8 protein-coding genes are annotated in these 14,698 nt (G+C 49.9%); 3 read left to right on the top strand and 5 right to left on the bottom strand.

Annotation, left to right across the window (positions count from 1 at the left end; translation table 11 throughout):
• Positions 1 to 125: 125 nt before the first annotated feature.
• Both RID21_RS02230 and RID21_RS02225 read left to right on the top strand, forming a co-directional pair.
• Positions 126 to 1,616: a sulfatase family protein gene (locus RID21_RS02230; RefSeq protein ID WP_350186980.1), complete on the top strand. Its 1,491-nt coding sequence runs from the start codon at positions 126 to 128 to the stop codon at positions 1,614 to 1,616.
• 159 nt (positions 1,617 to 1,775) lie between these two features.
• Entirely contained in the window at positions 1,776 to 6,227 is a 4,452-nt protein-coding gene (locus RID21_RS02225) for an amidohydrolase family protein (protein WP_350186979.1), read from the top strand.
• Positions 6,228 to 6,234: 7 nt separating this feature from the next.
• Here the strand turns inward: RID21_RS02225 and RID21_RS02220 are convergent, their stop codons facing one another.
• The 5 genes from RID21_RS02220 to RID21_RS02200 form a co-directional block, all read right to left on the bottom strand.
• The gene (locus tag RID21_RS02220; protein WP_350186978.1) at positions 6,235 to 7,176 is read right to left on the bottom strand and encodes a thioredoxin fold domain-containing protein; all 942 of its coding nucleotides are present in this window, start codon (positions 7,174 to 7,176) and stop codon (positions 6,235 to 6,237) included.
• A 265-nt stretch (positions 7,177 to 7,441) separates the two neighbouring features.
• Positions 7,442 to 8,026: an anthranilate synthase component II gene (locus tag RID21_RS02215; RefSeq protein ID WP_350186977.1), complete on the bottom strand. Its 585-nt coding sequence runs from the start codon at positions 8,024 to 8,026 to the stop codon at positions 7,442 to 7,444.
• A gap of 22 nt (positions 8,027 to 8,048) precedes the next feature.
• Positions 8,049 to 9,536 carry an aminodeoxychorismate synthase component I gene (gene pabB / locus RID21_RS02210; RefSeq protein ID WP_350186976.1) on the bottom strand — a complete coding sequence of 496 codons (1,488 nt, stop codon included), beginning with the start codon at positions 9,534 to 9,536 and terminating at the stop codon, positions 8,049 to 8,051.
• Positions 9,537 to 9,631: 95 nt separating this feature from the next.
• A complete protein-coding gene (locus tag RID21_RS02205) occupies positions 9,632 to 11,065 on the bottom strand; it encodes a DUF6513 domain-containing protein (protein WP_350186975.1) in 1,434 nt (477 codons plus the stop codon).
• Between the two features lie 14 nt (positions 11,066 to 11,079).
• A complete protein-coding gene (locus RID21_RS02200) occupies positions 11,080 to 11,424 on the bottom strand; it encodes a 4a-hydroxytetrahydrobiopterin dehydratase (protein WP_350186974.1) in 345 nt (114 codons plus the stop codon).
• Between the two features lie 331 nt (positions 11,425 to 11,755).
• On the opposite strand from RID21_RS02200, the gene RID21_RS02195 reads away from it, so the two are divergent.
• Complete coding sequence (locus tag RID21_RS02195) at positions 11,756 to 14,668, top strand: DUF1553 domain-containing protein (protein ID WP_350186973.1); 2,913 nt, start codon at positions 11,756 to 11,758, stop codon at positions 14,666 to 14,668.
• The last annotated feature ends 30 nt before the right edge of the window (positions 14,669 to 14,698 follow it).

The raw sequence follows: 14,698 nt of genomic DNA, 5'->3' as shown, positions 1-14,698 counted from the left end.
TGTTTCAGCACTGACATTCCTGAAGTTCGGAATTGCGAGAGGTTTGGGGATCGTACATGATAGCCTTGCAAAGCTACTCTGGGCCAAATTTATCTGAATCCATATTACCATACAGGTTGAGCAGTATGAAATTAAAAAGCATCTCACTCTTAATTCTGGCATTCTCCCTCTTCAGTAATCGGGTTCAGGCCGCAGAAAAACAACAGGACCCAAAACCGAATATTCTCATCATTCTCTGCGATGACCTTGGGTATGGTGATTTGGAGTGCTACGGTCACCCGCACATCAAAACGCCACACTTGAACCAGTTGGCATCACAGGGAATGCGGCTAACGGACTGCTATGCCAGTGCCCCGGTCTGTTCCCCTTCCCGTGCAGGATTACTGACAGGGCGAACCCCGAATCGACTCGGGGTATATGACTGGATTCCAGAGGGGCATCCGATGCATCTTAAACGCGAAGAGACCACTATTGCCCAACTGCTCCAGCAGGCGGGATACGACACGGCACATGTCGGGAAGTGGCACTGTAATGGACTGTTCAATTCCAGCAAACAACCTCAGCCGGGCGATCATGGTTTCAGGCACTGGTTCAGTACCCAGAATAATGCGATACCTACTCACGAAAATCCGGTTAATTTCGTCAGGAATGGGGAGCCTGTCGGAGAAATCGAAGGTTTCTCCTGCCAGATTGTGGCGGACGAGGGTATTCAGTGGTTAACAGAGAAGCGTGACAAAAAGAAACCGTTCTTCCTGCATGTCTGTTTTCATGAGCCGCATGAGCGGGTTGCATCTCCTCCCCAATTGGTCAAACTGTATCTCAATCGAAGCATCTATGAGGATCAGGCTCAGTATTTTGCCAATGTGGCCAATATGGACGCTGCTGTGGGCCGCTTGATGAAAACACTGGACGAACAGCAAATCACGGAGAACACTTTTGTCTTCTTTACGTCTGACAATGGTCCCGAAACTTTAAACCGCTATGGCAAAGGATCACGTCGATCCTGGGGATCGCCGGGCGTTCTTCGGGGGATGAAATTGCACATCTATGAGGGAGGAATCCGGGTCCCTGGCATTCTGCGCTGGCCTGGTCGTATCACACCCGGGCAGGAGAATACGACTCCCATCTGCAGCGTGGATTTGTTACCTACCCTGTGCGCCATGGCTGCCGCTCCAATCCCCGACGAACGGCCACTGGATGGAACGAATCTGCTACCCCTGTTTTCTGGAAAACAGATTCAAAGAACAACGCCTCTCTTCTGGAACTACTATCGTGCGAACAGCACTCCCCGAGTTGCGATGCGTGATGGAGACTGGAAAGTAGTGGCCCATTGGAGTGGACCTGAGGGGATATTGCCTTTGGGGAACAATGTGAACTCAATTTCACAACAGTTCATCAAAAATGCAAAGCTGACCAAATTCGAGATTTATAATCTGAAGCAGGATATCAGCGAGCAGCATAATCTGGCCTGGCAGGAACAGGATCGCTTGAAGGAACTGAAAGAAAAGCTGATTGAAAAGTATGCTGCCGTTCAAAAGGAAGGTCCGGTCTGGGATACTTCAGACTATGAGCAAGTGCGAGAAAAACGACTGTTTCCCCAGAAAATGAAGCCGTGAGTTTCAGTAGTGCCCTGAGCCACGAGTGAATTTACGGGTTTTCCTGCCTGATCAGCAGGGTTTCCCTATTCTCAGCAGCCCACCTGCCTGCTACATTGAAAGCTCTATTAAGAACAGCTCCGCTGTGTGTCTTGCCTGCTTTCACTTTATGGAACCGACATGCAACATTTTAAATACTTCAAACGACTGCTTTTCATCTGCCTGCTGTGTTTAGTTATTCCCGTACAGGCTCAAGTCCAACGGCAACCAGGTTTTCAGCCGCAGGTATTTGCGCTGACGAATGCCACTGTGACGACGCGTCCTGGTACTACAATCAAGAATGCCACGGTACTGGTACGGGATGGATTGATCGAAGCCGTTGGAGCTGATCTAACTGTACCTGGAGACGCAGAGGTCGTAGATTGTCAGGGAATGCAGGTCTATCCCGGATTCATAGATGCTGCATCCGCAGAACTGCTTGATAAAGACATTAAGCTTCCAAAGCCAGAGGAACGCAAAGTCGACTTCGGCCGCTATGCTCTGGCAGCGACCCGTCCGGATAATCGAAATTACCTCAGTCCCGAGTTCCTGGCGAATCGGGCTATCACATCCAGGAAAAATAACTTTTCTGATTATCAGAAGGCTGGTTTCACAGCAGTCCATGTACTTCCAGTGGGTAAGATCGCCAGTGGTCAGGGAACTCTGATCTCCACCAGCGAATTGCCTGTCAGAGAAGCGACCCTGCTGGAAACGACTCTAGGTTCATTTCGTCTCTATGCACCGAATGGAGATGTATACCCAACTACGTTGATGGGGGCGGTCGCACATCTGCGTCAGTCGTTTCTGGATACACGTCACTATGAACAACACTGGGATATTTATCGGGACAAGGAAGCCTTCGTAAAACGTCCACCGACCGATGTTACCTATGTTGCTCTGCTGGAGACACTGCATGGTAAACAGATCCCGGTGTTTGCAGCCGACTCGCGGGATCAGATTTTACGTGCGCTCGATTTTTGCCAGGAACTCAAAATCAAACCGGTGATCCTTGGTGCCGCGGAGGCCCACCTCTGTCTGGATCGTCTCAAAAAAGACTCAGAGGGAGTTATCTGCAAACTCGACTTCGAAGAGAAACCCAAAATCAAAGAAGAGAGTAAATCGGAAAAACTGACAACTGAATTTTCAGAACCACAGCGCGTCCAGCAGGAGAAAATCAGACTCTGGCAGCAAAGAATCCGGGGGCTGACACAACTGGTAGAAAATGGAATTCCCGTTGCATTTACCTCAGAGAAACTGAAACAACACATTTCTGACGTTGTTCCCCAGTTAAGAGTTGCTGTGAAAGCAGGCTTCTCGTCAGACGAAGCATTGCGCAGCCTGACGGTCGGTGCAGCAAAAATTCTGGGAATTGATCAGCGACTGGGGACGATCGAAAAAGGAAAATTGGCACATCTGGTTGTGATGTCGCACCCTTGGGAAGAGGACGATTCGAAAGTACGCTATCTGTTTGTGGATGGTCTCAAGCTTGATTTCACTGAAAAAGAGAAAGAAAAAAAACAGGAGCCGACAAAGACACCCACCGAAATGAAAGAGCAGCCTGTCACAGTTGATCTGGCTGGTGACTGGGGGGTCGAAATCGAGTCCGCTCAAGGCAAAGTAATTGGTGAATTGAAACTGGCTCAGGACCGGTCTGAGTTGCGTGGCTCATTCTCCAGTGAAAAAGGGAATGGTAAAGTCACTGCAGGAAAAATAGAGAAGGACAAGCTGACAATCACCGTTGCCATTGGTGCGGGAGAACACGCAATCGAGCTTCAGTTCAAAGGGGCTTTGGGAGCTGAAAAACAGCCCCAGAAAATTTCAGGAAAGCTAAAATCTGCTTTTGGAACAGAAACCAGTTGGAGTGCCGTTCGAAAAACACCACAGAGTGGATCTACTCCGGATAATCCGATTCAACTTTCCCTTGAAGGAATGGGGGGCGACGAACTGGATTTCTCTCCTGTTGAATCAGAAGTACTTGTTGCTGAAAAGCCGAAACATGCTTCGCCTGAAGGTTTAGAAACCAGTCGGCATCAGTTTCAGACGGAACTGGAGTCAGACCGGATCAGTCGTCATCCATCGACAGGTGGGAATCTGCTGCTCAAAAATGGCACCGTGATCACCGTCACTGGTAAGACATTCTCTAAGGCCTCCGTGCTCGTAAAGAATGGAAAAGTAGCCGCTATCGGTACTGATTTGAAAGTGCCAGAGGGAACGACCGAAATCGACGTCACTGGAATGTACGTGATGCCGGGTATCATCGACACACATAGCCATATTATGATTACCGAAGGGATCAACGAATCTTCCCAATCGATCGTGCCCGAAGTCCGCGTACGAGATGTGGTGAATACCGCTGATCCCTCCGAATATCGGGCTCTGGCCGGAGGAGTGACCACTGCCCGTCTGTTCCACGGTTCTGCCAATGTTATTGGAGGCCAGGATGCCGTCGTCAAGCTGAAGCATGGCAAGACCGCTCATGAACACATCATCCATGATGCACCGCAGGGGGTGAAATTTGCATTGGGAGAAAATGTGAAATTTCGGACTTCACGTTTCCCTAATACGCGGATGGGAGTGGAAGCCACGCTGCAGCGGGCGTTTCTGGAAGCGGTTGACTACCGTCGCCAATGGCAGCAATATGAGCGTGCGAAAAAAGCAGATCCTGATATAAAGCTGGTCCATCCCCGGCGAGATCTGAGACTTGAAGCGTTGGCAGATATCGTCAACCACGAAAAATTCATCCATTCCCATTGCTACCGCGCAGATGAGATTCTGATGCTGCTCCGCGTCGCTTCCAATTTGGGGGTTCGTGTCTGGTCGCTGCAGCATGTGTTGGAAGGGTATAAGATTGCACCGGAAATTCTGGCGCATGGCGCCAGTTGCAGTACGTTTTCTGACTGGTGGGCGTACAAAATTGAAGCCTTTGATGCCGTTCCGCATAACGCTGCTTTGCTCAATGAAGCCGGGATCAATACCGTAATCAAAAGTGATGACTGGGAACTGATTCGGCACCTTTACCTGGAAGCGGCTAAAACAGTGCGCTATGGAAACCTGTCTTTCGGTGATGCCCTGCAGACAATCACTATCAATCCGGCTCGCGAACTCGGGCTCGATCAACAGATTGGTTCAATCGAGATCGGAAAGGATGGGGACTTTGCCATCTTTAATGGACATCCATTGAATGCGTATTCCCGTTGTGAAATGACCATCATTGAAGGTGAAGTATACTTTGATCGCTTAAATCAACCGACGGCGATGTCTGAAGCCGCGGAAAAACGGTCGGCACATTCCCGCACAGTAATTATTGAGCAGGAAGATCTGCCACTTGAGCTACCGGCTGCCAATGTAGATGAATTCGCCATCACAGGAGCAACTCTGCATCCGATTGATCGCGAAGCGATTCCCGGTGGTATACTGATAATTCGCAACCAGAAGATTGAATATGTTGGCCCGGCAAAACCGCTGCCCAAGGGGCTTCCGCAGGTTGATGCGCAGGGGCTGCACGTCTATCCCGGGATGATCGATACTGGAACGACCCTGGGGTTGACTGAGATTGATAAGGTTAAAGAGACGCGGGATTATTCCGAAAGTGGTGACTTACAGCCTGATCTGCGTACGGGAGTCGCCATCAATCCGGATTCCGAGCTGTTTCCCGTCGCTCGTGCGGGGGGGATTACGACTGTGCTGGTCTGTCCCCAGTCAGGTCTGATCGCCGGACAGTCATCTATCATTCAGACAGCCGGCTGGACCGCTCCCGAGATGGTCATGCAACTGGAAGCGGGACTGCAGATCAACTGGTCAACCAAGCAGGAACGACAGGATGAACTCAAAGAATTTTTTAAACAGGCGCGACTCTACCAGAAGCTGAAATCACAAACCAGAACCGATGAAACGCGGCGTCCTGTGACAGATCCGCGGTATGAGGCCTTACTGCCTTATCTTGATGGTAAAAAGCCAGTGTTGATAGAGGCCAATTCCCGAGAGGCAATTGCCGGAGCACTGCTTTTTGCGGAGGAACAGAAACTCAAGATAATTATTGCAGGCGGCGCTGATGCCTGGAAACTGACCAAAGAGCTTAAAGAGAGAAAAGTACCAGTCATTGTCGGGCCGGTCATGCATCGGCCTGAGGAAAGCTACGATCCATTCGATGCTCCGTATACGAATCCGGCTCGCCTTTATGATGCTGGAGTGCCATTCTGTATTCGTTCTAACAGTGCCTGGAACTCGCGGAACACTCCCTTTGAAGCTGCTATGGCTGTTGCTTACGGTCTGCCTGAAGAGGCTGCGATGCGTTCTGTGACCCTGTCTGCGGCTGAGATTCTCGGTATTGAAGAACAGGTTGGTTCACTGACGAAAGGGAAACTGGCCAATCTGATTATCAGTGACGGCTCACCTTTGCAGCAGACTTCACACATTAAAGCTGTCTGTGTGGGAGGCCGAATCATGCCACCAGAAAGCAAGCAGACCCGATTGTATAAACGATACCGGCAGCGTCTGCACGAATTTCAGAAGTCGTCCGGAGACAAAGCGGTTCCCCTGCCCCTCGAAACTCAAAAAACAGATGCTGTTAAAAAGCCTGCTAATACCAACTAAGTGTTTCTTATCGCAGGATGCTGCCGCCCACGTCTTCAATTTTAAGCACATGCATTGTGCGGCTGTAACGGTCTGGATTCTTTTTGAATTCTTCACGTGATTCCAGATCGACAAACAGATACAGGTTGCGGTCATAATAGGCACCGTATTTAGTATCACCTGGAATGGCCCGATCCTGTTTATTCAAGATCACTGGGTCGCAACCCAGTAACTGCGGCGCATAGCGCCCTGGATCGACTTTGAAGATTTCCAATTCTGTACGACTTGCCAGATGATAAGTAATTCCCTGGTAAGGCCACCTGAATTCTTCCTGCCCCTTCTTCCATTCCCGATCCCTGGTCAGGGCGACTGGGCTGTAACCTTCCAGCCCTACACGATCAGGAGTGGAAGCAACATAGGATTTCTGAGTATTTGCAGGTTCCGGTTCTTCCGCTGCCTGCTGTTCCATTTCCTGACGCTTACGTTCCATCAGCTCCTGTTTGCTTTTCTGAGCCAGATATACCCGTCGGTCTTTTTCATAGCGGGAGGCACCACGTCCCAGGAAACTAAGATAGACGTTTTGATTCTGAAATCCATCCGTACGAGTGATGATCGTCCCCGTGGGAGTCAGTAGAATGTCACTGGGTAATGAACGAACGTTGAATCGATCGACGAGATGACGGTTCTGATCACTGTCGATTTTGACACCGATCACTCGTTGACCGAACAGCTTCTTAACGGCAGCGGTTCGCAATACCGTTTGTTCCATCTGATGGCAGGGTCCACACCATGAAGCATGAAAATGCAGCAGGATAGGCAGGTCTTTAGCCTGGGCCTGTTTCTGGGCAGCGTCAAAATCATGCAACCATTCACCAGCTGAGGACTGGCTGATGGAGATCACGAATAGCGAGAACGTGACTGTTAAGATTGATAAACTTTGACGGTTTGGTTTGACGATGGTATATCGCATAAAAGAGCCCCTACAAGACTTCCCGTATTCCTGTGCCTTCAGTGCGCGCAGAGAAGCGGATATCAGGTTCGATTGAGTTCTGATAACTTCATTTTTATCGGTAGATTGAGGGGTGGTTGTTCTGAAGTATTACGCAGTTCTTGAATCAGGAGGGAAGGAACTGAGAAAAACGGGGGATCATGACGGATAAGTTCAACCAGACACAGTCATACTTCAACCAGTTTGACTAACCGGAACGAAAGCAGAGCGCAGGAAGAAATGTGCTTTACTCAGAGAGACAGGGCTGAACAAAAGAGAGAAAGTTTTCCAGCAACTGCAACCCACACTCTGTGAGGATTGATTCCGGGTGGAATTGAACTCCAAAGAGCGACGCGGTCTGATGCTCAATCGCCATTGGTATTCCCTCACTGGTCCGCGCTGTGATTATCAGTTCAGCTGGTAAAGTAGTTTCATCAATGATCAGTGAGTGATAGCGTGTGGCTGGAAACGGATCAGGTAAGCCAGCTAAAAGTCGGGAACTCTGATGGTGTATCAGCGATGTCTGACCATGAATCGGCTCAGGTGCGCGGATGATCTTTCCTCTGAGACTCGCGGCGATAGACTGATGTCCCAGACAGACTCCCAGGATTGGAACCTGATTAATAAAGTGCCTTACCAGGTCCTGGCAGAGACCAGCTTCCTGAGGAGTACAGGGACCAGGAGAGAGAATAATCGCAGCCGGCGCCAGCTGAGTGACTTCTGCAATCGTTATCTGATCATTACGTACGACGTGAGTCTGCTGCCCGAGTTCTTCAAAGTACCGGGCCAGATTAAACACAAAACTGTCGTAGTTATCGATAATCAGAATCATCTGTCTCTTCTCAAGAGAACGATCATGGTTTTAGAGCTGCGAGCATACCAGCTGCTTTGTGCAACGTTTCCTCATACTCCAGTCGTGGTTGACTCTGGGCTATGATGCCTCCCCCGACAGGAAATTGAATCCAGCCTTTTCTGATTGTAAAGGTCCTGATCAGAATATTGCTGTCAAATTCACCATTAAGTCCTGCATAGAAGAGCGAGCCACAATAAGGGCCACGGACCGTAGGTTCCAGTTCGGCGATAATTTCCATGGCACGAACTTTGGGAGCACCGCTGATCGAACCTCCTGGAAATGAGGCTGCCAGCAGATCCCATACACTATGCTCTGGCTTGAGCTTTCCACGGACCTCGGAAACGAGATGCTGGACCGTTTCGTATGTTTCCACTTTACACAAATGGGGGACACGAATTGTACCAGGCTGACAAACACGAGACAGGTCATTCCGCAGCAGGTCGACGATCATGACGTTTTCCGCCTGATCCTTTTTACTTTCCCGCAGTTCATCACGAGTGAGTAAATCGGCTTCGGGGACTGTCTTACGCCTGCGGGTTCCCTTGATGGGGCGGGTCTCAACTTCGTTGTCCGATAGTTGCAGGAAGCGTTCCGGGGAGGCGCTGAGTACCGTCCAGTCATCCCAGGCAAAGTAGCCAGCAAAGGGAGCCGCATTACGTGATCGTAAATTGAGGTAAAGGTCTGCGGCTGGCATCGTGGCCTGACTGAGTAATCGTTGTGAGAAATTCGCCTGGAAAATATCACCTGCGTAGATATATTCAATGATTCGCTCAATACGACGGAGAAACTCATCTTTGCTGAAATTGCTGAAGATACCTGGAAATCCATCGACCGCGTAGCAGGCAGATAGATTCTTTTGTTCTAACCGCATTCCTTGATTCGATTGAGGTGGGACAGGATTGTGTTGCTGAAGTACGACCGCATCAATTCGTCGTTTGATCTCACGGAGTCGCCGGGCAGCCTGATCGGTACATTGTGAGTCCAGTGTGTCATCAAATCCGTGGACGATCAGCCAGGCACGATGTTGTTGATGATCCCAGGCGATGACCCAGTCATAAAAGCCGACAGCGAGATCAGGGAGCTTGAATTCATCATTGATTGCCCGGGGAAACTGTTCCCAACTGCATCCAAGCTCATATGAAAGCAATCCTGCAAAGCCTCCCTGGAATGGGGGAAGCTCTGGGATTGCGGGTCTCCACAAATCTCTATGAAGTCTTCTGATCGTCTCGAAGGGATCGGTTCCCAATTGGGCCTGTTGAATTTGAAAACGTTTCAATGGGTTGCACATCAGGTAGGAGTAGCGGCCCAGAGATCCGGCATTTCGGGCGCTGTCCAGGATAAGTAACCCCTTTTCGTTGGCAAATTCCTGAAGCAGAAGTTCGAGGTCCGGACTGGGGGTGAGCTCTTCGACGAGCGGGAGCTGGCTCGTATCACTGGTCCCCTGCACTGGGGAGCAATGTGAGAGATCCTGAGAGACATTACCGGACATAACTGAACAATTTCGTACAAAAATGCGAATAGAGCAGCTGTGAGAATCGCTGAAACCGACTTCAGTATATCAGGACCTGTTAAGTTAAGGAATCATCAGCGGGGGCCGCATTGAGGTCCTTTTCCCTCTTCCTGCCTGCGTTCCTGAGCGCTGACTTCCTCCTGTGTCAAAAAGCCCCAGCTTAACGGCTGGTCCTGCTGATATTGTTTTCCTAATGTAAGTGCGGTTACAGCTTTACACATCTCGTACCCCAGATAAAACGCATGCGAAGCATCCAATGATTTAGAGGCGGCTGACTGGAACTGATCAAACAGTTCATAGGGATCTGTCCCCTTCCAGTATCCATCACGATTCATGACGTGAATTTCATTCTCTTCGGCAAAAATGCGATAGTTGGGGTCACGTATCTGTCTGGCCAGATTCTGTAGTGCTTCGGCACCCAATTGTTTAAGTTTTGGGTCCCGGAGCATCACCAGCTGATAGTGAATGTGCTTGGGGAGAGTTTTATTCTCAATCGCATATTTGACCAGTCGTCGGGCATGATCAAATTCTGTCACTGCGGTCCGTGCCCAGTTGATCACTTCCGTAGCCAGAACACTCTTGATCCGTAATTCCTGACAAAGGGCAGCCAGGACGAGGTTCATGCCTGCGGTGTCGACCTCGGTCAGTTCTGTCAGATTGCCAATCCCCATCATGATTTCAAAATCAGTAAACTCACGCCGTGCCCGGTAATATCTCTCCAGAGATGCACCGAAGCCGTAACCAATCGGTTCCAGAATGGGGTCGATGCGAAAGGGCGTGTTCGACTGCAGTAATTGATCCACTATTCTATGGAGCGAATCAAAATCTTCGGGGAGATCGGGAATTGCCACCACCTCTGTTCCCAGCCTGGAAACCCAGTCGATATTTGAATGGTTACAACTCAAGATCAGTTCGGCTCCATTGTTAACTGCGGCTTCGACTTCTACCTGGTCGAAACTGTCAATGGAGACCCGGTGACCAGCCTCGACCAAAAACCGCACGACTTCTCCTGCTCTGCTCCAGCTTTCTCCCGGAATACAGCCGACATCGATCAGGTCGGCACCGCTGTTCCGATAAAGGTCTGCCTGTCGCAGAATTTCCTCGTCTGAAAGCAGAGGAGCATGGTTGATCTCTGCCAGAATTTCGATATCAAAACCTGAGAGATCCCGGGGAGGACGGTCTGCCTGTCCAAAATACTCGGGGAGATCAAAGTGATCTTTGGGACCTCGTTCAAACCGGACACCAAAGTGATCGGTCAGTTCCTGCAGGTCTCCTTTGCACATACCGGGGAGCATGACCCAATCGATAGTTTCCGGAACCTGCAGACGGCGTCTGATCAGCGGAACGTGTAACAAGGCAGCGACCTGCACATTCAAAACGGAGACTTCATACTCAAATCCCACCTGGGGGGCGAGTTTCTCCAGAATTTCCCGTAGCGAGAATTCGGCCAGTCTGCCGGTAACAAACAGAATCCGTTCCGGATGCTCGATTGAGTTATTTTTGTTCAAGCGTCCGTTTTCTCCTAATGAACCCACTTCTTGGGGAAACCATCGAGGGCCGACTCCTCTGCTGGTTGCCAGAGTACGGTCTCTTCAATTTTTTGTGCGAGGCTGGTGTCCTTGGCTGTGATGGCACGAACCTTGTGAGTTTGCAGTTTAACGGTGACAGCAGCATAGCCAACGTTCAGGTCGGGATGGTGGTTTCCAGCCTCGGCCAGATAACCTATCGTATTCACCAGCATAAGAGTATGAGACCAGCCGGGGGTTCCGAATTTGCGACGTAACCAGCCGTCGCGTAATTCCCATTCAGAGTAAGTGTTCAGGAATTCCTGGATCTGCTCTTCAGTTAAAGCCTGATCTTCAGTCATCGTAGTACCTCTTTTCTGAGCAATGAGTTCAGGGAATTCTATGGAATCGACCTTTGAACCAGTCGATATTGACGATAGTCCTACTGTAATACATTCACGGGACTAATTAAACATGGCGCTACTGCCCATTTACACAACAATGTTAAGAATACGCGTGAATTAGAATTGAACTAACTCTAAGATTCACAAGCCTTAAACGCAAAAAAGAGACTACACATTGCGTTTCTGGCAGTGTAAAATACCTGCAGCAGGACTCGTCAGGCTTACCATCTGTGGCGGTCCCCTCCCTCCTGATTGTTCCCACCGCGTTTTACTGAGAAAGAGCTTAGAAATGAAGCGACTTCCGATTTGCAGTTCTCCCACTGTGAAGTCTCATCTGATTCCCAAAGCTTTCTATCTGGCTGCTTGTGTCTATCTGAGCTGTACAGCTTCTGTTGAAGTGAACGCTGCGAATAACAAAAAAATCCCGGCGCAACAGGTTGAGTTTTTTGAGAAAGAAATTCGTCCTGTTCTGGTCAAGCGGTGCTATGCCTGTCACGGTTCCAAAAAACAGGAAGCCAGTTTGCGTCTGGACTCACATGCCTGGATGATGAAGGGGAGCGACACCGGTGCTGCGGTTGTTCCCGGGGATCCTCAGAAAAGTCGTCTGATTCAGGTGATTCAATATCATGACGATGACAGTCAGATGCCTCCCGAAGGAAAAATGCCTCCCCAGGAAATTGCAGCTTTGACCCGATGGGTCAAAATGGGGACCCCCTGGCCCTACTCGGAAAAAGATGCGAAAGCAGTTCCCGGCAATGGTGCCTATGATTATGAAACCTTATCCAGCAGTCACTGGGCGTTTCAGCCTGTGTCCAAGCCGTCTGTACCACCGGTCAAAAATGATCAGTCGGCAGTATCACCGGTAGACCATTTTGTACTCGCCAGACTGGAAGAAAAGGGACTGTCGCTCTCTCCGCCAGCCGACCAGCGACAATTGATTCGACGTGCCTGTCTTGATCTCACAGGATTGCCTCCTACCTATGCAGAAGTCGAAGCATTCGTCAATGATAAAGATCCACAGGCTTATGAAAAGCTAATTGATCGCCTGCTGGCTTCTCCTGAGTATGGAGAACGTTGGGGGCGGCACTGGCTTGATGTGGCCCGCTACGCCGATACCAAAGGGTATGTCTTTACATCAGAGCGACGTTATCCTTACAGCTACACATATCGCGATTATGTGATTCGGGCGTTTAATGAAGACCTTCCTTTTAATCAGTTCATTCTCGAACAGCTGGCTGCAGACCAGTTGGATCGCAAAGGTGATGATCGTTCTCTGGCGGCTTTAGGGTTCTTAACCGTTGGACGCCGTTACCGAGGAAACATCCACGATATTACAGATGACCGGATCGATCTGGTTTCACGAGGACTGCTCGGACTGACCGCATCCTGTGCCCGCTGTCATGACCATAAATTCGATCCTGTGCCGATTAAAGATTACTACTCGCTCTACAGCGTGTTTGTCAGCAGTTATGAGCCTGAAGAAAAAGATTTGCCTTTGATCGGCAAGCCCAAGTCAGAGAAGGCTTATGAGAAATATCAGGAAGAGCGGGCCAAACGCCAGAAAAAAGTAGACGATTATGTACATGCGGAAGCAGACAAATTCCGCGCACAAGCCCGTCTGTCCGTCGGCGAGGTACTACAGGCGGTTGCTGAAAAACAGAACCTGGCCCAGGGAGATGAAAAACCTCAGTATGCTAAAGAAGCACCTCATCGGCGGTATGTGGACCTCTGGCGTGCTTTTCTGGGGAGAAAATCCAAGGACTATCGGTCAGTATTTGCTCCCTGGACGGAATTTGCTGCTCTGAAAAAACAGAAAGGTGATTTTGCCAGACAGTCTGCTGAAATCATTGAAAAACTGTCAAAAGTAGAAGCTGAAACTGATCCGAATAAACGTATCAATCGCCTGGTGATCCATGCTCTCAAAAATAACCCACCGGAATCGATTTACGATGTCTGTCGCGTCTATGGGAGCGTTTTTAAAGAAGTTGAACAGGCCTGGTTGAAAGCTGTTGCTGACGCTGCCAAAGCAAAAGCTGCCGCACCTGAGAAGCTGGATGATCCGGCTGCTGAAGAACTGCGTCAGATTTTATATCACCCTGAAACCCCCACTGCCAGCACTGATGAAGTAGCTCAGAGCATGTTCAATCGGGCGCAGCGAAATCGCATTCGTCAGCTGGAAAAAGAGCTGGCCACATTGGATGTCACCTCTCCGGGAGCACCACCGCGGGCGATGGTGATGTACGATAAAGACCAGCCGGTTACTTCATTTGTACATTTGCGTGGGAATCCGGGCCGTCGTGGTGATAAGGTGCCACGACAGTTTTTCCGGATTCTGGCAGGCGAAGATCGGAAGCCATTCGCGAAAGGCAGTGGGCGACTGGAACTGGCTCAGGCAATCGCCTCGGCTGATAACCCTCTCACAGCGCGGGTCTTCGTGAACCGGGTCTGGATGCATCACTTCGGGGAAGGACTGGTTCGTACCCCCAGTGATTTTGGTGTCCGCAGCGATCCGCCGACACATCCGGAGCTTTTAGATTATCTGGCGTCCCGCTTCGTGGAAGAGGGCTGGTCCGTAAAAAAACTCCATAAACTGATCATGTTGTCTGCGACTTATAAGCAGGGAGCACAAGATAATCCAGATGCCATTCTGGTTGATGCCGACAACCGTCTGTTATGGAAACATGTTCCTCGACGACTGAGTTTTGAGGCAATGCGGGACTCCATCCTGTTTGTCTCCGGACAGCTGTCGGATGATCGAGGGGGGCGGAGTTTCCAGATCGATCAGATACCGACGGAACCCCGACGAACGGTATACGGTTTTATCGACCGAAATAATTTGCCCAACGTATTTCGGACGTTTGATTTTGCCAACGTAGAATCCAGTACCGCAGAACGGCCTTACACGACAGTACCACAGCAGGCATTGTTTGCGATGAACAGTCCGCTTTTACTGGAACAGTCGGCTTTACTGGTCAAGGATCTCGACCTCGAAAAGGTGGCTGCCGACAAAGGCATTGAGGCTGCGATTACACAGCTCTACCAGCGGGTGCTGGCACGAAAGCCTGCATTGGAAGAAATTGAATTAGGGCGACAGTTTCTGGAACACCATAGGGATCAGGTTAAAGCTCCTGCCCGAATGAGTGGTTGGGAAAAATATGCCCAGGTGCTTTGCACTTCAAATGAATTCATGTTTGTAGACTAAGTCTTTTTTCAAAAGATTCGAATAGAATGG

The sequence above is a fragment of the Gimesia sp. genome, assembly GCF_040219335.1.
GTDB lineage: Bacteria > Planctomycetota > Planctomycetia > Planctomycetales > Planctomycetaceae > Gimesia.
This window is presented reverse-complemented; position numbering and strand designations above follow the sequence as displayed.

Coding starts and splice junctions, on each gene's coding strand:
- RID21_RS02200 (WP_350186974.1), bottom strand. CDS start 11,424: ATGACTGAAGATCAGGCTTTAACTGAAGAGCAGATCCAGGAATTCCTG.
- RID21_RS02225 (WP_350186979.1), top strand. CDS start 1,776: ATGCAACATTTTAAATACTTCAAACGACTGCTTTTCATCTGCCTGCTG.
- RID21_RS02215 (WP_350186977.1), bottom strand. CDS start 8,026: ATGATTCTGATTATCGATAACTACGACAGTTTTGTGTTTAATCTGGCC.
- pabB (WP_350186976.1), bottom strand. CDS start 9,536: ATGTCCGGTAATGTCTCTCAGGATCTCTCACATTGCTCCCCAGTGCAG.
- RID21_RS02195 (WP_350186973.1), top strand. CDS start 11,756: ATGAAGCGACTTCCGATTTGCAGTTCTCCCACTGTGAAGTCTCATCTG.
- RID21_RS02230 (WP_350186980.1), top strand. CDS start 126: ATGAAATTAAAAAGCATCTCACTCTTAATTCTGGCATTCTCCCTCTTC.
- RID21_RS02220 (WP_350186978.1), bottom strand. CDS start 7,176: ATGCGATATACCATCGTCAAACCAAACCGTCAAAGTTTATCAATCTTA.